Raw genomic sequence first — 21,463 nt, 5'->3', positions numbered from 1 at the left:
GCCCCCTACCCATTCGGTAGGGGGCGACTCTCATGGCGGTGGCGGAGGGATTTGAACCCTCGGTACGGGGTTACCGCACACAGCATTTCGAGTGCTGCACCTTCGGCCGCTCGGACACGCCACCGCGAAAGACTGTACCGCAGCAGGGCTGTGAGTCTTAAATCAGCTGGTCAGAGCCATAAAACCGGGTGCAGCGGGCACCTCAGTGGCCGGTGAGCTTGTCCTTGACGTCGTCGACCTTGCCCTTGACGGCGTCGGCGGCCTCGCTGATCTTCTGCTTGCCCTGGGCCTGGGCCTTGTCGCCCTTGCCCTCGTTCTTCAGATCCTGATCGTCGGTGAGGCTGCCGGCAGCTTCCTTGCCACGGCCCTTCAGCTCTTCGGCTTTGTTCTTGGCGTCGTCAGTGGTTCCCATGAAGCCTCCTCGGTGAGGTTCGGCGCGGCCCGGTGCCGGCCGAGGTGGAAGAACTCGGCGACCGTCGCGCCAGTGGCTCGACGCGGGGGTCGTCAGGAGCTGACTCCTGGTTTCCACGGTGCCACAGACGCTCACCGACCTGCAGAAATTGCAGGTCAGAGGGCGATCAGATCAGCGGTTGCCGAACTTCTGGGCGACCTCGGTGATCTTGTCCTTGGCCGTGGTCACCGCCTCCTGGACCTTCTCGTTTTCGGCGAGTTCGCTCAGCTTGTCCTTGGCGGTGCCGAGCGCATCCTGGACCTGCTTGCTCTCGACGAACTCGTCGATCTTGTCGCGGGCGGTGCCCAGTGCTTCCTGCACCTTGCCGCTCTCGGCCAGTTCGTTGATCTTGGACTTGGCGGTGTCGAAGGCTGCGGTGACCTTGTCGGCCGGGTCGGACATGGCTACTCCTCGAGATCTGATGGGACTACCTGTCCAATCTGCCAGAGCAGCACGACGCCGACCATCGGTCGCGACCCTGAGATCTCCCCGATCTTTTTGTGTCCGCGTCGGCCGTCGTCCTCAGTGCTCGCGCTTGGCCGCGAAGAAGTCGACCATCAGCGCCCGGCACTCGTCCTCGAGGACGCCGCCCTTCACCTGGGGGCGATGCGTGAGGCGCGGGTCGCGTACGACGTCCCACAGGGACCCGACCGCACCGGTCTTGGGCTCCCACGCCCCGAACACGAGCGCATCGACGCGGGAGAGCGTGATCGCACCGGCGCACATCGTGCACGGTTCGACGGTCACCGCGATCGTGCACCCGGGGAGTCGCCAGCCGTCGCCGAACGCCTGGGCGGCGGCACGGAGGGCCAGAACCTCGGCGTGAGCGGTCGGGTCACCGTCGGCTTCCCGGCGGTTGGCCGCGCGGGCGAGTTCGACGCCCTCGGGGTCAAAGACCACGGCACCGATCGGGACGTCGTCGGTTCCCGACAACGACGCGGCGTCGAGTGCCGCGCGGACCATGCTCTCCCAGGCGGGCGCGCTCATCGGGCGCCGGTCAGTGTCCGAGAGAGTCGAGAACCTTGCCCAATTCGTCGGCGAAGCCGAGTCGGGCGGCGATCATGCCGAGCTGTTCGTCGGCGTAGAGGTCGGTGTCGCCGACGATGATGCTCATGACCGCGTCGGGCAGGCCCAGGTCGGCGAGGACGGCGAGGTCGCCTTCCTCCCAGGGGTCGATGGTGTCGAGCTCGTCCGGGTCGATGTCCGGGACGTCGAGGTTCAGGGCGTCGAGGACGTCGGCCGCGACGTCGTAGTCGATCGCCGCGGTGGCATCGGAGAGCAGCAGACGAGCGCCCGCCGGCGCGGGACGGATGACGATGAAGAACTCGTCGTCGACGTCGAGCAGGCCGAAGACCGCACCGGCGGAACGGAGCTCGCGGAGTTGTCTCTCGGCGTCCTCGAGATCGGTGAGCGCCGACGGCTTGAGCGCGGAGACCTTCCATCCGCTCTCGTCACGGACCACCGCAACGGCGAAACCGTCGATGTCGTCGTCCACGTCTTGCGCGTTCGACCCCGACTTCCCAAATCCGGCACCGGCCATGGAGAAACCGTAGCCGCTATCACCGGCAGTCCCAAGTCCCGGGACGGGCATCGATCAGGGTATGGGAACGTTGTCAGCGTGACTGCTGACTCGTCGTCCTCGCGTTCTGCGCCCACGCCGCCGGTGTGCGTGCTGGGTCTGGGTCTGATCGGTGGCTCGCTGCTGCGCGTCCTGCACGACGCCGGCCACGAGGCGTTCGGCTACAACCGCTCGTCAGCGACCGTCGATGCAGCGACTGCGGACGGGTACCAGGCGTCGACGGATCTCGTCGCAACCCTGCGCCGGGCGGCCGAGTCCGACGCCGTCGTGGTGCTCGCGACGCCGGTCACGACCATCGAGCCGATTGTCTCGGCCATCGCCGAACATGCGCCGGGCGCGTTGCTGACCGACGTCATCAGCGTCAAGCAGGAAGTCGAGAAGGTGATCGCGCGCGCGCATCCCGGTGCGCGCTACGTCGGCGGACATCCGATGGCCGGGACAAGCCGGTCCGGCTGGTCGGCGACCGATCCGACGCTGTTCCGAGGAGCGATGTGGGCGGTCACCACGACCGACCACAGCGACGCCGACGACTGGCTGGCCGTCGCATCGATCGCCCTGCTGGCGGGCTCGCAGGTGGTGCCGGTGGCGCCCGACGCCCACGATCGAGCCGTTGCCGCGATCTCGCACATGCCGCATCTCACGGCGGCCGCGACCGCTGCGGTCGGCGCCGGCGAGAGCGACCTCGCCCTGCGTCTGGCGGCCGGCAGTTTCCGCGACGGGACCCGGGTCGCCGGAACCGCACCCGCGCTGCAGCGGGCGATGATCGAGGCCAACGGCGTCGCCGTCCTGAACGTGCTCAGCGAGACCATCGACCGGTTGATCGCCGCGCGCGACGAGCTGCGCGACCACGGAACTGCGGAGATCCTGGTCGACGACGGACATCGCGCACGCGTCGCCTACGAGCGGCTGCACGAGGGCGAGCCGGAACCGATCAGCGGGGTGACCGTCGGCGAGCCGGGCTGGCAGGAGGAACTCCGCCGCCAGGCCCATCAGGGGAGGGTCTGGGTGGGTTAGACCAACAGCCGGGTCTGGGTGGGTTGGACCAACAGCCGGGTCTGGGTGGGTTAGACCCGGCGGGCGAGTCCCGGGTAGTCGGCGACGAAGCCGTTCTCGTCCAGCGTGATCGTGGTGGTCGCCAGCGGCGACACGAGGTCGATGCCGTTTGCGGTGGCGGTGTAGGACATCGTCGCCGCCTTGACCTCGCCGCTCGGCAGGTACATGTACACGACCGGGACGTCGACGGCCCCGTCTGCCGCGGTCAGCGCCTTGCGGCGCAGCGGGAGCGCGTTGAACATCGGCGACAGTGCGAGGTCGACGTCCTCGGCACCGTCGAAGTCCGACTGGATGATCTCGCCGTCGGGGCGCCGGATGAGCCAGGTGCCCTCGTTGTCGCGGGTGATGCCGAACTGGGTCTCCCCCGCTTCGCAGATGAGATGCACGGTGAGGCGTTTGGTGACGCCGGACTCCGTGGTCTGCAACTCGTACGACGCCGAGAAGGCCTCGTGGTCGTCGGTCTCGGCGGCGATGATCCGGCCGTAGGCCTTCACGCGCGTGCCGGAGACCACCAAGCGCACCTGTTCGAGTCGATCGGTGTCCTCACCACGCCACGTCAGCACTGTCTTGAACTCGTCCGTGGAGGCGGAGGACTGCCCACTGTCGGGGGCTGTCTGCGGGGAACTCACACGACTACGGTAGCGAGCCGACGGGCCGATCACACATCGGACGTGCTGGTCACTCCACCAAGTGGACGACCGCGGAGACACCCATCACAGCCGGTCAGGCAATACAGGAGGCGGTCCGCCGGGCCGACGACGCCGTCACGGTGTCCTCGACGACCACTTTGCCGTCGACGGTGATCGAACACTTGGCGCCGCTCCCCGTCCCGGCGATCACGAGCAGGCGCAACGGATTGTCGCTGCCGGTGAACTCGACGCTCCACGGATTCGACGGCGCGAACTCCGACCGCAGACCCATCGCGTCGACGTAGAGGATGGTCGCCTGGCCGTCGATGGCGACCTCGTAAATCACCGGCTTGTCCTGCGGGTTGACGCGCTGGTCGGGTCCGCCGGGCGCCGACCGGCCGGGACCCTCGGGTGTCAACCGCGGCGGTTCGAACGTGCGCGGAAGCGGGACCGTGTCGATCGGGGTGGGCGGGTCAGCGAGCGGCGGGTCGGTGGGCTCGTTCCGGAACATGCCGCTGAACCCGACGATCGCCACCGCCACCAGCACGACGAGTCCGAGGCAGACGATGAGCGACGTGGTGGACACCTCCGGGATGCGGGTCTCGTCGTCCGCCCCGGCTGCCGCCTCGGCGGCGGCGCGGGCCTGTTCGCGCTCGGCCTGCTCGGCGGCCCGGAGTTCGGTGTTCGTCGGCTGGCCGGGGGTGAACAGTGCGGTGCCGTCCGGGGCGTAACCGAGTGGCGGGTACAGCTGCGGCGACACGGGTGTCTGCGTGTACGGGTCGTTGCCGCGATCCCGCGGGTCGCGGGCGTCGCGGTTCGGCCCGCTGTACGGCTGTCCCATCGTCGGCCTCCGGTCGAAGTGTCGTCTGTCTTCGACCTTACGGCGGGTCGTTGTTCCGGTGACCCCGCGCGGTCTGGAAATGCAGGTCACGCGAGGCTCAGTACGTAGCAAAACCGGTTGACCGAATGAGATCGAAGGCGGCACTTGAGGCTTGGTGTCCCTGCGGAATCCACGTCGACCGACGCCGCGCTGCCGCCCCTACCCCCATACCCGGGGGCGGCAGCCCCCTGACAGGCCCCACCGAAATCGTTCACCGAGTGAACTGATGACACCTTCACACATCTGGAAACACCGTGCAACAGATGCGATCGGCGCGTCTGAATCCAGAACGGACCAGGTGTCCGAATGTTCTTCCCTCTTCACCATAAGCGCTGGACGGGGCCTTGCCGCAAGTCCCCCTGCGGGGTGCAGAATCGCCTTCCCACCTGTCAGAAGTCCCACCCGCATCGCACCCTCGGAGCCTCTTTGTCCGTGCCGTCCGCCCCGCTCGCCCCCGAACCCAGCACCGTCTTCGACCTGCCGACCAGACTGTCCGCCAAAGCCGACCCCGCTCTCATCGCCGACGACGAGCGCCATTTCGCCACCATCGCCGCCGGTCTCGCCAAGAGCATCGCCGACGCCACCAACCGGATCGATGTACTCCGCCGGTCCGAGGGCGGCGGAGGTCGCCGGGCCCTCGACCGTGATCTCGAGATCCACGAAACCCTCTCCCGCGTACGCGCGCTGCAGCGTTTCAGCCTCGAAGCGTGTCTGGGTCGCATCGTCGGTGCCGACGGTGAGGTGCTCTACATCGGCCGGCTCGGCCTGGCTGCCTCCACCGGCGAGGCCCTGCTCGTCGACTGGCGCACCCCCGCGGCGGCACCGTTTTTCGCCGCCACGCTGCGCGATCCCGCAGGCCTGGTCAGCCGACGCCGCTACCGGTGGACGCGCGGACACATCACCGACTACTGGGATGAGGTGTTCGTCGACGACCCAGCGGTCCTCGATCGTCACGCCGCACTCGACGACCAGTCGGCGTTCATCGCGGATCTCGGCGCAGTTCGTTCGCCGCGGATGCGGGACGTGCTGGGCACGATCGCCGCCGACCAGGACGCGATCATCCGCGCCGGTTCGCACGGGGCGCTGGTCGTCGACGGCGGCCCCGGCACGGGCAAGACGGTGGTGGCCCTGCACCGGGCGGCCTATCTCGTCTACGCCGACCCCCGCCTCGCCGGCAACCGTGGAGGACTTCTCGTCGTCGGTCCGCACCGCCCGTACCTCGCCTACGTCGCCGATGTGCTGCCGAGCCTCGGTGAGGAGAGCGTGCAGACATGCACCCTGTCCGACCTCGTCGTCGAAGGCGATGCGGCGACAACAGAATCCGACGAACGCGTGGCACAGCTGAAGTCGTCTGCGCGGATGGTCACGGCCGTCGAGCCGGCGGTCGCCTTCTACGAACAACCACCCACGACGCCGCTCGTCGTCGAAACCCCCTGGGCCGAGGTCACTCTCACGGCAGCGGACTGGGCCGAGGCCTTCGACGTGCCCGAGCCGGGGACGCCGCACAACGACGGCCGCGACGAGGTGTGGGAGGAACTCGTCGCGATCATCGCCGCCAAGCACGACGACGAGGTTCCCTTCCACGCACTGCGGCGGGCGCTGGCCACCGACCGGGAGCTCACGTCGACGTTCCATCGCGCGTGGCCGGTTCTGCAGCCGGCGGACATCGTCGGCGACCTGTGGTCGGTGCCCGCCTACCTGCGCCGGTGTGCACCATGGCTGTCGCCGGACGAGGTGCGTGCCCTGCAGCGCGACGTCCCCGACGCCTGGACCGACGCCGACCTCCCCCTGCTCGACGCCGCACGTCGCCGGGTCGGGGACCCCGAAGCCGCCCTGCGCAGACGCCGCAGTCGCGCGGCCGTGGAGACCGAGCACGAGCGCATGAGTCAGGTGGTCGACGACCTGATCGCCGCCGGCGTGCACGACGACGGTGAGGGCCTGATGACGATGCTCCGCGGCGAGGACCTGCGCAACGCGCTCGACGACGGCGTCGTGGCCGACACGAGCACGCCGGACCCGCTGGCCGGACCGTTCGCGCACATCGTCGTCGACGAGGCACAGGAGCTGACCGACGCGCAGTGGCAGATGCTGCTCAGCCGCTGCCCGTCGAAGAGCTTCACGGTGGTCGGCGACCGTGCTCAGGCGCGCCACGGGTTCACCGAGGCGTGGTCGGATCGGTTGCGGCGGGTCGGGTTCGACGACGTCGCCCTGTCGGGTCTGACCATCAACTACCGGACGCCCGAGGAGATCATGGCCGCCGCGGAACCGGTCATCCGTGCCGCGCTGCCCGACGCCAACGTCCCGACCTCGGTACGCCGTAGCGGTCTGCCCGTACGGTACGGACGACGATCCGAGCTCGCGGCCGTCGTCGACCGCTGGCTGTCCGAGCACGACCACGGCACGGTCTGTGTGATCGGCGACCCGGGATACGCCGGGAACGAGCGGGTCCGGTCGTTGACCCCGACCCTCGCCAAGGGACTCGAGTTCGATCTCGTGGTGCTGGTCGATCCGGAGTCCTTGGGTGAGGGCATCGAAGGAGCCGTGGACCGATATGTGGCGATGACGCGGGCGACGAACGAATTGGTGGTACTCACCACAGAGACGTAGACCACCTCGGTAATGAACGAAGAAACCCGCCACCGGTCACCGGTGGCGGGTTTCTCTCTGTGCGCCCGTAGGGATTCGAACCCCAAACCTTCTGATCCGTAGTCAGATGCTCTATCCGTTGAGCTACGGGCGCGTGTTATTCAGTTGTACCGCCGTCGGCCGACTGCGGTGGCGGAGGCGAGAGGATTTGAACCTCCGGTCCCGTTTTAGCGAGACAACTCATTAGCAGTGAGTCCCATTCGGCCGCTCTGGCACGCCTCCTTGGCGGAGTCCTTTCGAACTGCCGGACGAAAGATTACACACCCGCCGCGTCCACAAGCAAACCGTTTGGTCAGAGCCGGTTTTTGCCCCTCTGACGGGTCGGCCTACATTGGTCTGGTGAGCCTGCGAATCCGCCCCGATCTCGACACCCTTCCCGTCTACGTTCCGGGCAAGACGTTTCCCGGGGCCGTGAAGCTCGCGAGCAACGAGGTCACCGAGGGTCCGTTGCCGAGCGTCGTCGACGCCATCGCCGCAGCCGCGGCCGGAGTCAACCGCTACCCCGACAACGGCATCGTCGAACTCACCGCAGCGCTCGCGAAGAAACTCGGCGTCACCGAGGACGAGGTCCAGGTGGGCTGCGGATCGGTGATCCTCTGTCAGAACCTGATCACCATCACCAGCGGCCCCGGCGACGAGGTGGTCTTCGGTTGGCGTTCGTTCGAGACCTACCCGCTGGCCACGCGGGTGGCGGGGGCGACGCCGGTGCAGGTGCCGCTGACCGGCGACCTCACCTACGACCTCGACGCGATGGCTGCGGCTGTCACCGACCGGACCCGGTTGATGTTCGTGTGCAATCCGAACAACCCGACCGGCACCGTCGTCGAGGCGGCCGACCTCCGCGCGTTCCTGCAGAAGGTGCCGTCGGACATCCTCGTCGTGCTCGACGAGGCGTACTTCGAGTACCTGCGCCTGCCGGAGAGCCAGGCCTACGACGCACTCGAACTGCGTCGCGAGTTCCCGAATCTCGTGATCTTGCGCACCTTCTCCAAGGCGTACGGCCTCGCCGGTCTCCGCGTCGGTTACGCGATCGCCGACCCCGAGGTCATCACTGCGCTCGGCAAGGTCCACGTGCCCTTCTCGGTGAGCAGCGTCGCCCAGGCGGCCGCGCTCGCGAGCCTCGAGGCCGCGGACGAGCTCGTCGCCCGGACCGACGCCGTGGTCGCCGAACGTGCCCGCGTGACCGAGCGGCTGCGAGCCGCCGGCTACCGAGTGCCCGAATCGCAAGCGAACTTCGTCTGGCTCGATCTGGGCGACGCGGCGATGGAGTTCGCGCAGGCCGGCGTCGACGCCGGTGTGGTGATCCGACCGTTCGACGGTGACGGTGTGCGCGTGACCGTCACCAACGCCGTCGAAGGTGACGTCTTCTTGGCGTTCGCCGAGAACTGGGGCGGACCCCGCGCCTAGAGACCGCGCGCGATGGTCGGCCACGCGACCGCGAGGTCGCGCTCCCAGTAACCCCAGGTGTGGGTACCGATGAGCCGGAAGCCGTCGGTGTACGGGATGCGTGCGGCGCGCAGGGTGACCGCGAACTCGAGGGAGCAGCGGTAGGCGCCCAGTTCGAGCGCGGACGACGAAGCCGTCACGACGTCGCGGGTGCCCTCTTCGGGGTCGATCCGGCGCTGCAGGTCCAGGGGACCGATGGCCCCGGACCCGGCGGAGAGGAAGATGTTCTTCCCGCGGAGTTTGTCCAGATGGTGAGTCGGGTCGTGAGCGCGCCATCCGGCCGAGCCGAACGGTCCCCACATGTTGGTCGCGTCGCCGCCGTCACGGCCGACCGTCGAGCGCACATACGCCTCGTTGAACGGCCCCGACACCGGCGGACAGCCGCTGAGCGACGCGACGCCGGTGTACATCGCCGGGTTCCGGACGGTGAGCGCGAACGCCGCCTGCCCGCCCATCGACAGACCGATGATCGCGTTGCGCCCGTTGCCGTTGAACCGCTCGTCGACGAGCGGGGGCAGCTCCTTGGTCAGGAACGTCTCCCACATCGGCTTGCCGAGCTTCGCGTCCTTGCGCTTCCAGTCGGTGTAGAAGGTGCCCGACGCTCCGGCGGGGAGCACCACGTTGACGTTCTTGTCGGCGAAGAACCGGCCGGCACGGCCCTTGGTGATCCAGTCGCTGACGTCCTTGTAGTTGCCGGCACCGTCGAGCATGTACACCGTCGATCGCGGGCCCGTTGCGCCTGGCGGGGTGAGGACGGAGACGCGGATGCGGTCCTTCATGGCCGGGGAGTACACCCAGACATCGGTGCGCTGCGCACTCAGCTTCACGGTCTTCGCGATACGCGCGACCGGTTTCGGCTCGGTCGTGCGCGGTGCCGCCTGGGCCACCACGGGGGTCAGCGCAGCCGTCAACACCAGACTGGCGAGACCCGCGATCAAACGCCTCGATATCACGTCAAACTCCCTACCCGGCAGAACCCCGACCGCACCGGAAGTCACCGTTCGCCATACAACTGCTCCGCGCCGAACATTCCGGACACGTGGCGGACATCTAGACTGTCAGACTACCTGCCGGTCGGCACGGCGAGACGTGCCGAAAGTGGCCGATCCGATACCAAGGGCCACACATTCTTTGTCCCCGAGCGAAAGTCGACGATGAACGCAGCGAAGACCGATGTCGAGGACGGCGGGCTCGCCGACGACGGATACGCGTTCGTCGCCGAGGTCGGGGTCCGGTGGTCGGACATGGACGCATTCGGGCACATCAACCACGCGCGCATGGTCACCCTCATGGAAGAGGCGCGCATCGCATGGCTCCTCAGCGCCGGTGAGGAGTACGCCCCGCTGATCACCAGCGCGATGATCGTCCACGTCGACATCCGGTACCAGGCCCAACTCCGACACGACGACTCGCCGCTGCGAATCGGCATGTGGATTAAGAACTTCCGCTCGGTCGACTTCACCATCGGCTACGAGATCCGGGGTGCACACGCCGACCCGTCGAGCCGCCCGGCGTGCGTGGCGAGCACCCAGATGGCCGTCGTCGACGTGGAGAAACACACGCTCCGCCGCCTCAGCCCCGGCGAGAAGGACTATCTCCAGGCCTGGTCACGACGGCTCGTAACGGGCCGGTAGCTCCCGCGGTACAGCCGGCGAGATCCGGGCGATGTTGCCCTGCAACACATCCCGGTAGATCCGAAGCTGCTCCTCACCGCTGCGCACCTGCTCGCTGAGACGCTTGGCGTTGTCGACCGAGATCTCCCGGTCACCCGAACGCGCAACCAGCGCGTCGATGCGATCGTCCAGGGTCATCGCCTTGTTGTACTCGGCGAGCACCTGGAGTTCGACGGCCGCCGACTCGACGACGTGCGCGACCTCGCCGAGGGCCTGGACGCGATCGATGAGTTCACTCCACACCGGGCGGAGCGTCGTCTCACGCTGGTCTATCTGGGCCGCGAAGGTGCGGTCGAATCCGCCGTTGCGCTTCGCGCGGTCGAGGTCGATGCGGACCGCGCGTAGGGCGATCACGTCGGCGGCGATCTCGGCCAGCTCGGCATGCAGGTTGACCTGGGTGCGCTGCACCTCGAAGTGGTCCGACCGCCACGCGGGATTGCCGACGATGCGGTCGTAGTAGTGGCCGGCGATGAACAGCAGGGTCTCGTAACCGTCGACGAAGGTCGCCGACCGCGGGGCGCCTGCCTGCGCCGAGTCGCGACCGTTGGTCAGGAGCTGATCGGCCCACTGCCCGGCCTGCGGGTTGCCCGACTTCGCGGCGACCTGCCCGACGACGCCGGCGATGCGGTCGATGGCCGCGGTGCCCGCGCGTCGGACGTAGCCCGAGGAGTTCACGTTGGGGGTCGGCGTGCACAGCAGGCCGGAGAAGAGCCGTTCGCGTTCCTCGATCTCGAGGTAGATGTTCTCGCGGCGCTCGCGGCGGATCGCTCGCGTTCCGGAGGCGAGGACGCCCTTGGCGGTCACGATGTGCTTGCGTGCGTCGTCGCGGCGTCGCTGGAGACCGTTCAGCCGGTTGCGCATGACCGCGCCCACGACACTCGGGACGACCGGGTTGGACAGCTGGTGTTCGAGCTGGACGATCGCGCGCTGCAGGCGGCGCAGGTCACCGAAACCGGCGGGGACCGTCGGCATCGGTCGGCCCGTCGAGATCCTCCGCACCACGATCGCGCGGCCCCCGGGAGTCAGGTAACCGGCCGCGACGAGCAGCGCGGCGGTGTCGGACAGCTCGCGGCGCTCACCCGGCAGTGCCGACCGGTCGCACCACTCCCGGATCTGCTCGCTGCTGCGCGCAGGCATCCGCCCCTGTCCTCTCGAGCCGTACTCGACCATGCCACTGCCGCCTTACCTGGGAGAATCGGTGCGCCCCCGTTTCCGCAAACACCGGTTCCGATGCTACCCGCGGTTCCGGACACCCCTGGGTGACCGTGATCTCCTCACCTGGGCTCACGCGAGTGGCCGGGCTGACACGATGTGGGCATGACCGATTCCGCCGAGGCCGACACCGGACAGCACGCGAACGAGCGGGTACGCGGCCAGCTGTGGCGCGGCGGCGAAGCCGTGGACGGCTTCGACATCGACGCGATCTCGGACTGTCTCGATGCCGACGATCCCGACACCCTCATCTGGGCCGACCTCGAGTGCCCGACCCACGAGACCCTGTCGAGGGTCGCTTCCGAACTCGACCTCGATCCCTTCGCGGTGGAGGACACCGTGGCGGCGGCCGAACGCGTGAAGACGGTGATGTACTCCGGCCACACGTTCGTCATGGTCTACGCGATCGCCCTGCACGACGGCGACGCCGGTCAGACCGAGGCCGACGATGTCGCGGACGACCAGCCCACGACGAACTTCGGACCGTCGGCGAACGGCCGCGCCCGGATGTTCGACCTCCACCGGATCTCGATCTTCATCAAACGGAACGTCCTGATCACCGTGCGCCCGACGCCGGACTTCGACATGGACGAGGTCGTCCGCCGCTGGGCGGAGAGCGGCGCGATGCAATACGGCATGGGCGCGCTCGTCCACGGCCTACTCGATGTCGTCGTCGATGGGCATTTCGATGCTGTGCAGCGGCTCGACGACGAGATCGAGGACCTCGAGGCGCTGCTCTTCGACGAGCGCGTCCCGGGCCGGGAGCTCCAGCGCCGCACCTACGATCTGCGCAAAGACCTCGTCGTGCTGCGACGGGTGGTCCTGCCGATGCGTGAGGTGATCGCCGGCATCCAGCGGCGTCGTCTCGAGAACCACGCGCCGCCCGAACTCGACCCCCCACTTCTCCGATCTCTACGACCACGCCCTGCGCGCGACCGAGTGGACGGAGTCGTTGCGGGACATGATCACCACCGTCTTCGAGACGAGCCTGACACTCGCCGACGCGCGGCTGAACACCGTGATGAAGAAGCTGACCGCCTGGGCCGCGATCATCGCGGTACCGACCGCGATCACCGGTTTCTACGGACAGAACGTGCTGTTCCCGGGGTATCTCGACAACGCCGGTTTCATCATGAGCATCTGTTTGATAGTTGTTGTCGTGCTGGGTCTCTACATCTCCTTCCGACGCCGCGATTGGTTGTGACACGACGTTGAACTCCCCTGCCATCACGATCGATGGATTGACCAAGCGCTTCGGCGCGGTCACCGCGGTCGACGATCTGTCCTTCACGGTCGCGCCGGGGCGCGTGACCGGTTTCCTCGGTCCGAACGGTTCGGGCAAGACGACCACGCTCCGGATGCTGTTGGGGCTCGTCGAGCCGACAGCGGGACGCGCGCTCATCGGCGACCGCCCATACCGGCAGATCCGCCGTCCCGCACAGGAGGTCGGGGCAGCATTGGAGGCGTCGAGCTTCCACCCGGGCCGCACGGGGCTCGGCCATCTCACCGCGCTCGCACCGCAGGTGGGTGTCTCGAAGGCCCGGTGCAAAGAGGTCCTCGACTACGTGGGACTGACCGCGGCTGCAGATCGCCGAGTCGGCGGCTACTCGATGGGGATGCGGCAGCGGCTGGGCCTGGCGACGGCGCTGCTCGGCGATCCCCGCGTCATCATTCTCGACGAGCCGGCGAACGGTCTCGATCCACAGGGCATCGTCTGGCTGCGCGGGCTGCTGCGGTCGCTGGCCCGCGAGGGGCGGACGGTGTTGTTGTCCAGTCATGTTCTGGCAGAGGTGCGTAGCACGGTCGACGATGTGGTGGTCATCGGCAACGGCCGGCTGATCCGCGCGTCGACGCTGACCGACTTCGAGGGCCTGGCCGTCCACGCGGTCGGGGTCCGCACCCCGAGCCCCGCGTCGTTCGTGGCACTGGCGCGCGAGCGCAACTGGCAGATCGAGGACGCCCCCGGAGGTTTCCGCGTCCACGGCGTCGACACCGCCACCGTCGGCTCCGCGGCCTTCGGTGCCGGCATCGAGCTGCACGAACTCGCCGACGCCGGAGCCGATCTCGAGACCGTCTTCCTGCAGCTGACCGGTTCGGCCACGCCGTCGATGGGAGCTGTGCGATGAGGGCGGCGCTGGTCGCGGAATACCGCAAGTTCGTCTCGACCCGGATGTGGTGGGTGCTGCTCGTCGCGATGGTCGGGTATCTGGCCTTCATCGGTGCGGTGCTTGCCTTTTCGCTGAACTCCGAGAGCGCGATGAACCAGCCGGTGTTGCTCTCCGGCGGCGACCTCGCCCGTTCGATCTACGCGCTGACCTCACCGATCGGTTACGTCTTCGCGCTCGTCATCGGCAGTCTGGCGATGACGGGCGAGTTCCGCCACAAGACCATCACCGCCAGCCTCCTGGTGGAGCCACGACGCGGAGTCCTGTTGCTGGCCAAGCTGATCGCGGGTATCCCGATCGGCGCGCTGTACGGCATCCTCGGCACACTCGCGGTCGTGGCGACGGCCGCCCCGCTCCTCACCCTGGTCGGCGACGGCGCGTATCTCGGCGACGCGTCGACCATCGAGGTCATCGTCCTGTCGATGCTCGTGATGGTGCTGTGGACGGCGCTGGGCGTCGCCTTCGGCGCGGTGGTCTCCAACCAGGTGGCCGCGATCGTCATCTTGCTGGCGTTCACCCAGCTCGTCGAGCCGATCGCCCGACTCGCCCTGGCAGCGTTCGACGCCACCGCATCGGTCTCGAAGTTCCTACCCGGCTCGGCGGCCGACGCCCTGGTCGGCACGAGTTTCTACGCCAGTATGGGTGAAGGTGCCGGGGATCTGCTCCCGCAGTGGGCCGGCGCTCTCGTGATGCTCGCCTACATCGCCGTGTCCGCGCTGATCGGCCGGTACACGACGCTGCGTCGCGACATCGCCTAGCTGTGGCTGCGGCGGGGCGCATTTGATGCCCGTCGTTGCGATCCGATCACAACACCTGCCCCTTCCGTCACACCTGCCCCATACTCGACGGATCGACCGACCGAGGACAGGGGCTGCCGCATGCGACGACACCGCACGGTGACCGGAGTACTTGCCGCGGTCGGAACGTTGCTCGTCGCGCTTGTACTCACCCCGGGAGTCCCGTCCGCCGTCGCCGACGACAACACCGCTCGCATCGTCTCCTCGGCCGCCTTCGACGGCCGTGAGCGCCTGCAGATCTGGTCGCCGTCGATGGGTCGCGAGATCACCGTCGACGTCCAGCATGCGGCCGGGGACGCCAAGCGGCCGACGCTGTACATGCTCGACGGCGCCGAAGCGCACGACGAGGAGTCCGGCTGGTACGCGATGACGAATTTGCAGCAGTTGGCCGCCGGCGAGAAGCTCAACGTCGTGACGCCGGTCGGCGATCCGCACAGTTATTACACCGACTGGCGCGCAGTCGATCCCGGCGTCGGCAAGAAGTACATGTACGAGACGTTCCTGACCGAGGAGCTACCCCCGCTGATCGACGGGGAATACGGCGGCAACGGTCGCAACGCCATCGCCGGGGCGTCGATGGGCGGGGTCGCTGCCCTCACACTCGCCACACGCCGCCCGGCGCTCTACAGCGGGGTGGCCGGTTACAGCGACTGCGCCAACATCTCGAGCCCCCAGAACCAGCTGCTCACCCGGTGGGACGTGAGCCGCGGCGGCGGTAACGCGGACAACATGTGGGGCCCGATGGGCGACCCCGAGTGGAGCGCCCACGATCCCTACGTCAACGCGGAGAAGCTGCGCGGCAAGACCATCTACATGTCGTCGGGCAACGGTCTACCCGGGAAGTACAACAACCTGCTCGCCGACCCGATCGACGAGACCCTCCAGGGCATGATCGGCGAGTTCGGCAGCTGGACCTGCACCGGGCAGATGAGCAATCGCCTGAAGCGCCTCGGCATCCCGTACACCTCCAACCTGCGACCCAGCGGCACCCACAAGTGGGGCTACTGGAAGGACGAGCTGGCTGTCTCCTGGCCGATCCTGATGCGGTCGGTCGGACTGCGCTGATTCACGCGGGACGCGGGATGGCCGCCGAGAGGCCCTGCCCGATCCATGACGGGATCTCGCGGGCGACGTCGGCGAGCGCGTGGATGTCGACACGGCTCTCGGTGAGCGCACAGCGCCAGTCGGTGTCTCCGCGCCAGATCTCGGTGAGAGTCCGCAGGTCCGTTTCGACCGTTGCGTCCACCTCGTACCCCGGGTCGAAGTCGCATACCTGGGCGTCGCCGGCCGACACGACCAGCCACCAGGATCGCGACTTGCCGATCACATCGCGAAAGACGAACTGCACCATGGTCCTTCGACGCGGCCAGCGGTCGATCGGAATGGTCCGTCGCATGTCCCACATCAGCAGGTGAGGATCGAGGTCGGCGTCGCCGAGCTCACCGACCCAGCGAATTCCCCACTCGCTCAGCGCATCCACCACCGGCATGAGTCCTTGCCCCATGGCCGTCAGGGTGTACACCGAACGACCACCGACCTCCGATCTGCGGACCACCCCGGCGCGTTCCAGACTGCGTAATCGCTTGGTCAGGAGCGCCGATGACATCTTCGGCACCCCGCGTCGAAGTTCGTTGAAATGCCTACTCCCCAGGAGCATTTCGCGAATTATCAGAATCGTCCAGCGTTCGTCGAGCAACTCCATCGCCTTCGCAACGGGGCAGAACTGTCCGTACGACGTCATCGCAATCCTCCCTCACGTCGTCGACTCCAAGTACACACCCACCGCACCCCGTTGACCAGTACAGAATGTGAACCGGCTCCGGTACAGATGTTGGTCTGGAGAGAAGTGGCCGGGACGGCGGAAGCTCGAGATGTCCGAAGACACCACGAGCACGAGGATTCACCATGACCACGATCCACCCCACCCCGTTCGACGCCGAGATCAAGGCCAAGCACCGCAAGCTGTGGGCGGCGGGTGACTACCCCGCCGTCGCCGATCTGATCGCGCCTCTGGGCAGGCGCCTCGTCGACGCCTTGCACATCCAGACCGGCGAGAAGGTCCTCGACGTCGCGGCCGGTGCCGGCAACGTCGCGGTTCCCGCGGCCCGGGCCGGCGGTCACGTCGTCGCCACTGATCTGACGCCCGAGCTGTTGGAGACCGGCGAGGCACGGCACAAGGATCTCGGCATCACCTGGCGCACCGCTGATGCCGAGGATCTCCCGTTCGATGAGGACGACTTCGACATCGCGACCTCCTGCGTCGGCGTCATGTTTGCGCCGAACCACCAGAAGTGCGCCGATGAACTCGTCCGCGTCGTCCGACCCGGCGGACGGATCGGCCTGATCAACTGGACGCCAACCGGTTTCATCGGCGAGTTGTTCGGTGTCATGAAGCCATACGCACCGCCACCGCCTCCCGGTGCACAGCCCGGCCCGCTCTGGGGCAGCACCGACCACGTGCGATCCCTGTTCGACGGCTGCGTGACCGATCACCGGTTCACCACCACTACCGTGAGGATCGATGAGTTCCCCGACGGCGCCGCCTTCCGGGACTTCTTCAAGGCGCACTACGGCCCGACGATCGTGACCTTCCGCAACATCGCCGACGACCCGACCCGGGTCGCCGCACTCGACACCGCCATCGCCGAGCTCGCCGACCGGTACATCACCGACGGCCACATGGAGTGGGAGTATCTGCAGGCGGTGCTCACCGTCGTGTGAACCCTCCGGCTCGGCTCAAGCGTTCGCGAACGCTGCCTCGGATTCCGGGTTGCGGACGACGTACCGCCGGGCGATCGTGAAGCAGACGGCCGCAAGGATCGACGAGGCGATCATGATGCAGGCCATCGGGACCGCGGTGTCGTCACCGGCGAGGCCGCCGAGCGGGGACAGCGCTCCGCCGACGAGGAACATGATCCCGCCGAGCAGGGCACTGCCGGCGCCGGCGGCGTCGTGGGTATGTTCCATCGCAAGAGCGGCCGCATTGCCGAAGATGAAGCCGATCGCCGTCGCGAGCACGAACAACGGGACGACGAGCAGGGCGGGCACCGGCGACACCGCTGCGCCGAGCACCCCGAATGCGGCGAGGATCAGTACGGGCAGGCTGCACTTGATGGTCGTCGCGGGGTGGATCTGCCGACGCGCCAGCCTCGACGAGATCAGTCCGCCGCCCATCATTCCGAGGGCATTGGCCGCAAAGGCGCAGCCGTACACCAGCTCCGACGTCCCGATGACGTTCTGGTAGACGAACGACGAGCTGGAGATGTACGCCATCAGTGCCCCGAACGCGAAGGCCTGCGTCAGCACGTAGGCCATGAATGCCGGGCGCCTCAACCGACCGAGCAGGTCCCCGAACCGAAGTCGTGGTGCGCGACTCGCCTGCGGCAGGGTCTCCGGCACCGAGGTGACCGCGCCGATCAGCTGCAGCACTGCGGTCGCCAGGATCACCGCGAGGATGCCGCGCCACGGAACATGGCCCGCCAGAACGCCTCCCACGAGCGGTGCGACGACCGGCGCGAGACTCTGGATGCTCATCATCAGCGTCATCGACCGGGCACCGGCGAAGCCGCGGAGGAGGTCGGCGATCACCGCGCGGGCGATCACCATTCCCGATGCCGCCGCGAGCGCCTGCACGAATCGGGCACCGATCAGCACCTCGATGTTCGGCGCCGCGACCACCACCACACCGGCGATGACCGCACCGGCCGAGCCGATGACGAGCGGGAGTCGCCGACCGAACCGGTCCGAGATCGGTCCCCAGATGACCTGGCCCACGCCCACACCGATCAGGAACGCGGTCAGCGTCAGCTGCACATGCGTGGCGTCTGTGTGCAACGCGTTCTGGACCTCGATGAACGACGGCAGGTACAGGTCGGTCGCGATCGGTGCGGTCGCCGACAGGAGCGCCAGGGTGAACAGCAGGCGCGCGCCCAGTCCGTCGCGGGTGGTCGGTGCAGAGCTCGTCACCGGCGGGAGATTATCAGCCGAGCTGAGGACCTGCGGGGGCCAGACCGCCCGAGGACGCCGGCTGCACGTCGTCGACCTCGGCGTATTCCACGACGAGGGGCGCATGGTCGGAGAGCCGGACATCGGGCGCCGGTTCCTTGTCGACCTCGACCCATCGCGCCCGACGCGCGAGCCCGGGCGTCGCGAGATGGTGGTCGATGCGCCAGCCGACGTCCTTGACGAAGGACTCCCCTGCCCAGCTCCACCAGGTCAGCGGCCCGGGGCGGTCGCCGTGGAGTGCGCGCACCACGTCGACGAGGCGGCGCGGTCCGGTGATCTCCCCGAACCATTCCCGTTCCTCGGGCAGAAACCCTTCCATCTTGCGAGCCGCGCGCCAGTTGGTGACGTCGTGTTCGAGGTGGGCGACGTTGAGGTCGCCGAGGAGCAGGAACTCCCGCCCGGCGCGTCGTGCCTCCAGTCGGTTGCGCTGCAGCTCGCGGGCGAACGCCGCCAGGAACCGTTGTTTGCGTGCGTGTTTGGCACCGCCGTCGGGCTTCTCGCGCATCGACCCCGGCCGCTGCAGCTCCGCGGGCAGGCCACCCTTGGGTAGATAGATGTTGGCGACGGTGAGCGGCCGGTCCGCGAGGTCGACCTCGACGTACCGTCCTTCGAGCGCGAAGGCGTTCAGGCCGCGCGCTTTCGGTGGATGCGTCAGCCAGGTACGCACCGCGGCGGGTGCGCTGCGGGTCAGGATCGCGACGCCGTTCCGGCCTGGGATGGTGCCGACGTCGACGGCAGCGGTGTAGCCGGCGAACTCTCCGACGTCGTCGATTCCGCACCGCAACTCCTGCAGACCCACCACATCGGGATTGCGCTGCGCCAGCCAATCGTCGAAACCGCGTCGACGCGCCGCCCGAATCCCGTTGACGTTGAACGACGCAACGGTGAATCCGTCGATACTCATGGAACACCTCTCACTCGCGTTCAAGTTAGTGGCACGCGCGGGCCGACACCAACCACGGGTGCGCGGGGTTATGCTGGCCGGAGACTGTGCCGAGAACGAGGAGGTGGTACCCGTGAAGGATTCGACGTGGGTGCTCCTCGCAGGGGTCACGGTCGGGCGATAGGTCGTCCGGGAGCGCCGCAGACGAGCACTCCCGAGGACGGAACCATGCCATTCTCCCCCGCACATTTCACCACCGAACGACGCCTCGACGACGGCGTCCTCGAACGCGACTTCGTCATCGACGGCATCCCCGGAACGCTGTGGACGCCTCCCACGACACCTGCTCCACTCATCCTCGCCGGCCACCCGGGCGGGTTGCAGAGCATGCATCCCCGACTCGTGGCCAGGGCACGTAGCGCCGCAGCCAGCGGATTCGCGACTGCGGCGATCGAACTCCCCGGCAGCGGTGACCGGGACCCGCTACCCGACGTCGATCATGCCCGCACCGAACTCCGCGCTGCCCTGGCGTCCGGGCGACCGGTCACCGAGGACATCATCGACCGGCTCGTGCTCCCGATCGTCGACAGGGCGGTGCCGGAGCTGCAGGCGACCATCGACGCGCTGCTCACTCTCCCCGACGTCGACGGCCCGGTCGGTTACTCGGGTGGTGTGACCGCGATCGGCGTGCGCCTCACCCTGGTCGAGCCGCGTATCGCCGCCCTCGGACTCTTCGCCGGCAGCTACCTACCGCGCGCCACACTGCAGGAGGCCCGCAAGGTCGACGTCCCGGTGCACGTCCTGATGCAGTGGGACGATGCCTGGAACGACCGTCAACGAGCCCTCGAACTGTTCGATGCCCTCGGCTCACAGGAGAAGACCCTGCAGGCGAACATGGGCGGGCACACCGGGATTCCGCCGCACGCGGGCGAGGATGCCGGCCGCTTCTTCGCTCGGCATCTGGGAGTTGCACTGCCGCAATGACCGTGGCGCACCAACCACGTCGGAGCCCGTTGCAGGGCTCAGTGGTCGCGCAGGACGATCGGGGTCAGTGACGGCCTCTTGGGCTCGCGGCCGTCGCCGAGGGAGACCCCGCGGAGCTTGCGGATCAGCCACGGCGTGAAGAACTCGACCGCCCACCGGGTGTCGCGGACGAGGGCCGCCACCGGATGCGGAACCGGCGCAGGTGGCAGCGGATTGCCCCAGTCGTCGGTGGCGTCGGGCAGACCGAGAGCATGCGCTGCGGCGTCGGCGAACCGCTCGTGTCCGAACGGCGAGGCGTGCAGGCGGTCCGACGACCACGACCGTGGGTCCGTCAGCACCGGCGCGGCGTGGAGGTCGACCAGAAGGAACCCGTAAGTCGCGGCGAACTCGCGATTCATCTCGTTCAGCTCCAGCAACCGGTGTTCCTTGCGGGCGGCAAACGGGATGGTGCGGACGATGTTCGGGAAGGTCGAGACGATCACCGTGGCATCCGATTCCGCGAGTCGGCGATAGATCGTGTCCAGATCGGCGCGGACCTGGGCGAGGTCGGAGCGGCCGATTACGTCGTTCATACCAAGCGGTGCCGCGATGAGATCGGGTTCGAGGGCGAGCGCCGGCTCCAGCTGATCCTCGAGGACCTGCCGCGTCCGCTTCCCGCGGATGGCCAGGTTGGCGTACTGCAGATCCGGGTTCAGCGCCGCCATACGCTCGGCGAGCCGATCGGCCCAGCCGCGGAATTCGTACTCCGGGTGCGGGTCTCCCAGACCCTCTGTCTGACTGTCGCCGATGGCGACGAACCGCGAGAACTGCACGGCGAAGATCTTAGGACGCCGCAGGTCGTGTCGTGCCTCACGTACACATTCGCGAGGGCCCGACACGACGATCCTGGCGGAAGCGGAGGGATTTGAACCCCCGGTGGTTTTACCCACGCTCGCTTTCAAGGCGAGTGCATTCGGCCGCTCTGCCACGCTTCCCTGACCAGCAAGAGTACGTGAAACACAGACATCGGCCGTCACCACCCCATCGCGCCGGCACTCATCTGGTCGTGGGCACCTCGGGC

At 67.9% G+C, this 21,463-nt stretch carries 21 protein-coding genes, 4 tRNA genes and 1 pseudogene; 10 read left to right on the top strand and 16 right to left on the bottom strand.

Going from position 1 to position 21,463, the window contains the following annotated elements; genetic code table 11:
• Positions 1-33: 33 nt before the first annotated feature.
• The 5 genes from GONAM_RS12650 to GONAM_RS12630 form a co-directional block, all read right to left on the bottom strand.
• Positions 34-124, bottom strand: a tRNA-Ser gene (locus tag GONAM_RS12650).
• 78 nt (positions 125-202) lie between these two features.
• The gene (locus GONAM_RS12645; protein ID WP_006867147.1) at positions 203-412 is read right to left on the bottom strand and encodes a CsbD family protein; all 210 of its coding nucleotides are present in this window, start codon (positions 410-412) and stop codon (positions 203-205) included.
• Positions 413-583: 171 nt separating this feature from the next.
• On the bottom strand, positions 584-853 hold the full coding sequence (locus GONAM_RS12640) for a hypothetical protein (protein WP_006867146.1): 270 nt from the start codon (positions 851-853) through the stop codon (positions 584-586).
• Positions 854-973: 120 nt separating this feature from the next.
• Positions 974-1,438, bottom strand: a complete 465-nt coding sequence (locus GONAM_RS12635) for a nucleoside deaminase (protein WP_006867145.1) — start codon at positions 1,436-1,438, stop codon at positions 974-976.
• Positions 1,439-1,448: 10 nt separating this feature from the next.
• Positions 1,449-1,991 (bottom strand): tRNA adenosine deaminase-associated protein, encoded by a 543-nt coding sequence (locus GONAM_RS12630; RefSeq protein WP_040536308.1) that lies wholly within the window; start codon positions 1,989-1,991, stop codon positions 1,449-1,451.
• Positions 1,992-2,069: 78 nt separating this feature from the next.
• On the opposite strand from GONAM_RS12630, the gene GONAM_RS12625 reads away from it, so the two are divergent.
• The gene (locus GONAM_RS12625) at positions 2,070-3,044 is read left to right on the top strand and encodes a prephenate dehydrogenase (RefSeq protein ID WP_040536305.1); all 975 of its coding nucleotides are present in this window, start codon (positions 2,070-2,072) and stop codon (positions 3,042-3,044) included.
• 50 nt (positions 3,045-3,094) lie between these two features.
• Here GONAM_RS12625 and GONAM_RS12620 read toward each other — a convergent pair whose 3' ends face one another.
• Positions 3,095-3,745 carry a putative glycolipid-binding domain-containing protein gene (locus GONAM_RS12620; RefSeq protein ID WP_040536302.1) on the bottom strand — a complete coding sequence of 217 codons (651 nt, stop codon included), beginning with the start codon at positions 3,743-3,745 and terminating at the stop codon, positions 3,095-3,097.
• A gap of 61 nt (positions 3,746-3,806) precedes the next feature.
• Positions 3,807-4,553 (bottom strand): hypothetical protein, encoded by a 747-nt coding sequence (locus GONAM_RS12615; protein WP_006867141.1) that lies wholly within the window; start codon positions 4,551-4,553, stop codon positions 3,807-3,809.
• Between the two features lie 465 nt (positions 4,554-5,018).
• On the opposite strand from GONAM_RS12615, the gene helR reads away from it, so the two are divergent.
• Positions 5,019-7,199 (top strand): RNA polymerase recycling motor ATPase HelR, encoded by a 2,181-nt coding sequence (helR, locus tag GONAM_RS12610; protein WP_083876420.1) that lies wholly within the window; start codon positions 5,019-5,021, stop codon positions 7,197-7,199.
• A 60-nt stretch (positions 7,200-7,259) separates the two neighbouring features.
• Here the strand turns inward: helR and GONAM_RS12605 are convergent.
• Both GONAM_RS12605 and GONAM_RS12600 read right to left on the bottom strand, forming a co-directional pair.
• Positions 7,260-7,332: transfer RNA gene (locus GONAM_RS12605), tRNA-Arg, on the bottom strand.
• Between the two features lie 36 nt (positions 7,333-7,368).
• Positions 7,369-7,460, bottom strand: a tRNA-Ser gene (locus GONAM_RS12600).
• Between the two features lie 117 nt (positions 7,461-7,577).
• On the opposite strand from GONAM_RS12600, the gene hisC reads away from it, so the two are divergent.
• Complete coding sequence (gene hisC, locus GONAM_RS12595; protein WP_006867139.1) at positions 7,578-8,645, top strand: histidinol-phosphate transaminase; 1,068 nt, start codon at positions 7,578-7,580, stop codon at positions 8,643-8,645.
• Here hisC and GONAM_RS12590 read toward each other — a convergent pair.
• The gene (locus tag GONAM_RS12590; protein WP_174310913.1) at positions 8,642-9,634 is read right to left on the bottom strand and encodes an alpha/beta hydrolase; all 993 of its coding nucleotides are present in this window, start codon (positions 9,632-9,634) and stop codon (positions 8,642-8,644) included. The genes hisC and GONAM_RS12590 overlap by 4 nt on opposite strands.
• Before the next feature lie 204 nt (positions 9,635-9,838).
• Between GONAM_RS12590 and GONAM_RS12585 the strand changes: the two genes are divergently transcribed.
• Positions 9,839-10,318, top strand: coding sequence for an acyl-CoA thioesterase (locus GONAM_RS12585; RefSeq protein ID WP_006867137.1), 480 nt, complete (start codon positions 9,839-9,841; stop codon positions 10,316-10,318).
• Here GONAM_RS12585 and GONAM_RS12580 read toward each other — a convergent pair.
• Positions 10,292-11,527, bottom strand: a complete 1,236-nt coding sequence (locus tag GONAM_RS12580) for a hypothetical protein (RefSeq protein ID WP_006867136.1) — start codon at positions 11,525-11,527, stop codon at positions 10,292-10,294. The genes GONAM_RS12585 and GONAM_RS12580 overlap by 27 nt on opposite strands.
• A gap of 147 nt (positions 11,528-11,674) precedes the next feature.
• Here GONAM_RS12580 and GONAM_RS12575 point away from each other — a divergent pair.
• From GONAM_RS12575 to GONAM_RS12560, 4 genes and pseudogenes are all read left to right on the top strand, one after another.
• A pseudogene (locus GONAM_RS12575) lies at positions 11,675-12,773 on the top strand (magnesium transporter CorA family protein).
• Positions 12,774-12,780: 7 nt separating this feature from the next.
• Entirely contained in the window at positions 12,781-13,695 is a 915-nt protein-coding gene (locus GONAM_RS12570) for an ABC transporter ATP-binding protein (protein WP_006867134.1), read from the top strand.
• Positions 13,692-14,492 carry an ABC transporter permease subunit gene (locus tag GONAM_RS12565; protein WP_006867133.1) on the top strand — a complete coding sequence of 267 codons (801 nt, stop codon included), beginning with the start codon at positions 13,692-13,694 and terminating at the stop codon, positions 14,490-14,492. The genes GONAM_RS12570 and GONAM_RS12565 overlap by 4 nt, the downstream gene beginning before the upstream one ends.
• A 120-nt stretch (positions 14,493-14,612) precedes the next feature.
• Complete coding sequence (locus GONAM_RS12560; RefSeq protein ID WP_006867132.1) at positions 14,613-15,596, top strand: alpha/beta hydrolase; 984 nt, start codon at positions 14,613-14,615, stop codon at positions 15,594-15,596.
• Between the two features lies 1 nt (position 15,597).
• On the opposite strand, the gene GONAM_RS12555 is transcribed toward GONAM_RS12560, so the two are convergent.
• Positions 15,598-16,272: a winged helix-turn-helix transcriptional regulator gene (locus tag GONAM_RS12555; protein WP_006867131.1), complete on the bottom strand. Its 675-nt coding sequence runs from the start codon at positions 16,270-16,272 to the stop codon at positions 15,598-15,600.
• Positions 16,273-16,436: 164 nt separating this feature from the next.
• On the opposite strand from GONAM_RS12555, the gene GONAM_RS12550 reads away from it, so the two are divergent.
• Entirely contained in the window at positions 16,437-17,252 is an 816-nt protein-coding gene (locus GONAM_RS12550; RefSeq protein ID WP_006867130.1) for a class I SAM-dependent methyltransferase, read from the top strand.
• A 15-nt stretch (positions 17,253-17,267) separates the two neighbouring features.
• On the opposite strand, the gene GONAM_RS12545 is transcribed toward GONAM_RS12550, so the two are convergent.
• On the bottom strand, positions 17,268-18,497 hold the full coding sequence (locus GONAM_RS12545) for a multidrug effflux MFS transporter (protein WP_006867129.1): 1,230 nt from the start codon (positions 18,495-18,497) through the stop codon (positions 17,268-17,270).
• A 13-nt stretch (positions 18,498-18,510) separates the two neighbouring features.
• Entirely contained in the window at positions 18,511-19,440 is a 930-nt protein-coding gene (locus GONAM_RS12540; protein WP_006867128.1) for an exodeoxyribonuclease III, read from the bottom strand.
• Between the two features lie 207 nt (positions 19,441-19,647).
• Here GONAM_RS12540 and GONAM_RS12535 point away from each other — a divergent pair, with 207 nt between their 5' ends.
• Positions 19,648-20,403, top strand: a complete 756-nt coding sequence (locus GONAM_RS12535; RefSeq protein WP_006867127.1) for a dienelactone hydrolase family protein — start codon at positions 19,648-19,650, stop codon at positions 20,401-20,403.
• Between the two features lie 38 nt (positions 20,404-20,441).
• Here GONAM_RS12535 and GONAM_RS12530 read toward each other — a convergent pair whose 3' ends face one another.
• The gene (locus GONAM_RS12530; protein WP_006867126.1) at positions 20,442-21,215 is read right to left on the bottom strand and encodes an SGNH/GDSL hydrolase family protein; all 774 of its coding nucleotides are present in this window, start codon (positions 21,213-21,215) and stop codon (positions 20,442-20,444) included.
• Between the two features lie 74 nt (positions 21,216-21,289).
• Positions 21,290-21,377: transfer RNA gene (locus tag GONAM_RS12525), tRNA-Ser, on the bottom strand.
• Between the last annotated feature and the right edge of the window lie 86 nt (positions 21,378-21,463).

The sequence above is a fragment of the Gordonia namibiensis NBRC 108229 genome (genome assembly GCF_000298235.1).
In the GTDB taxonomy this organism is placed as follows: domain Bacteria; phylum Actinomycetota; class Actinomycetes; order Mycobacteriales; family Mycobacteriaceae; genus Gordonia; species Gordonia namibiensis.
Note: the sequence above shows the minus strand (reverse complement) of the source record. Positions and strands in the feature narration are given on the sequence as shown.

Coding starts and splice junctions, on each gene's coding strand:
- GONAM_RS12645 (WP_006867147.1), bottom strand. CDS start 412: ATGGGAACCACTGACGACGCCAAGAACAAAGCCGAAGAGCTGAAGGGC.
- GONAM_RS12640 (WP_006867146.1), bottom strand. CDS start 853: ATGTCCGACCCGGCCGACAAGGTCACCGCAGCCTTCGACACCGCCAAG.
- GONAM_RS12635 (WP_006867145.1), bottom strand. CDS start 1,438: ATGAGCGCGCCCGCCTGGGAGAGCATGGTCCGCGCGGCACTCGACGCC.
- GONAM_RS12630 (WP_040536308.1), bottom strand. CDS start 1,991: ATGGCCGGTGCCGGATTTGGGAAGTCGGGGTCGAACGCGCAAGACGTG.
- GONAM_RS12615 (WP_006867141.1), bottom strand. CDS start 4,553: ATGGGACAGCCGTACAGCGGGCCGAACCGCGACGCCCGCGACCCGCGG.
- GONAM_RS12585 (WP_006867137.1), top strand. CDS start 9,839: ATGAACGCAGCGAAGACCGATGTCGAGGACGGCGGGCTCGCCGACGAC.
- GONAM_RS12580 (WP_006867136.1), bottom strand. CDS start 11,527: ATGGTCGAGTACGGCTCGAGAGGACAGGGGCGGATGCCTGCGCGCAGC.
- GONAM_RS12565 (WP_006867133.1), top strand. CDS start 13,692: ATGAGGGCGGCGCTGGTCGCGGAATACCGCAAGTTCGTCTCGACCCGG.
- GONAM_RS12560 (WP_006867132.1), top strand. CDS start 14,613: ATGCGACGACACCGCACGGTGACCGGAGTACTTGCCGCGGTCGGAACG.
- GONAM_RS12555 (WP_006867131.1), bottom strand. CDS start 16,272: ATGACGTCGTACGGACAGTTCTGCCCCGTTGCGAAGGCGATGGAGTTG.
- GONAM_RS12550 (WP_006867130.1), top strand. CDS start 16,437: ATGACCACGATCCACCCCACCCCGTTCGACGCCGAGATCAAGGCCAAG.
- GONAM_RS12540 (WP_006867128.1), bottom strand. CDS start 19,440: ATGAGTATCGACGGATTCACCGTTGCGTCGTTCAACGTCAACGGGATT.
- GONAM_RS12535 (WP_006867127.1), top strand. CDS start 19,648: ATGCCATTCTCCCCCGCACATTTCACCACCGAACGACGCCTCGACGAC.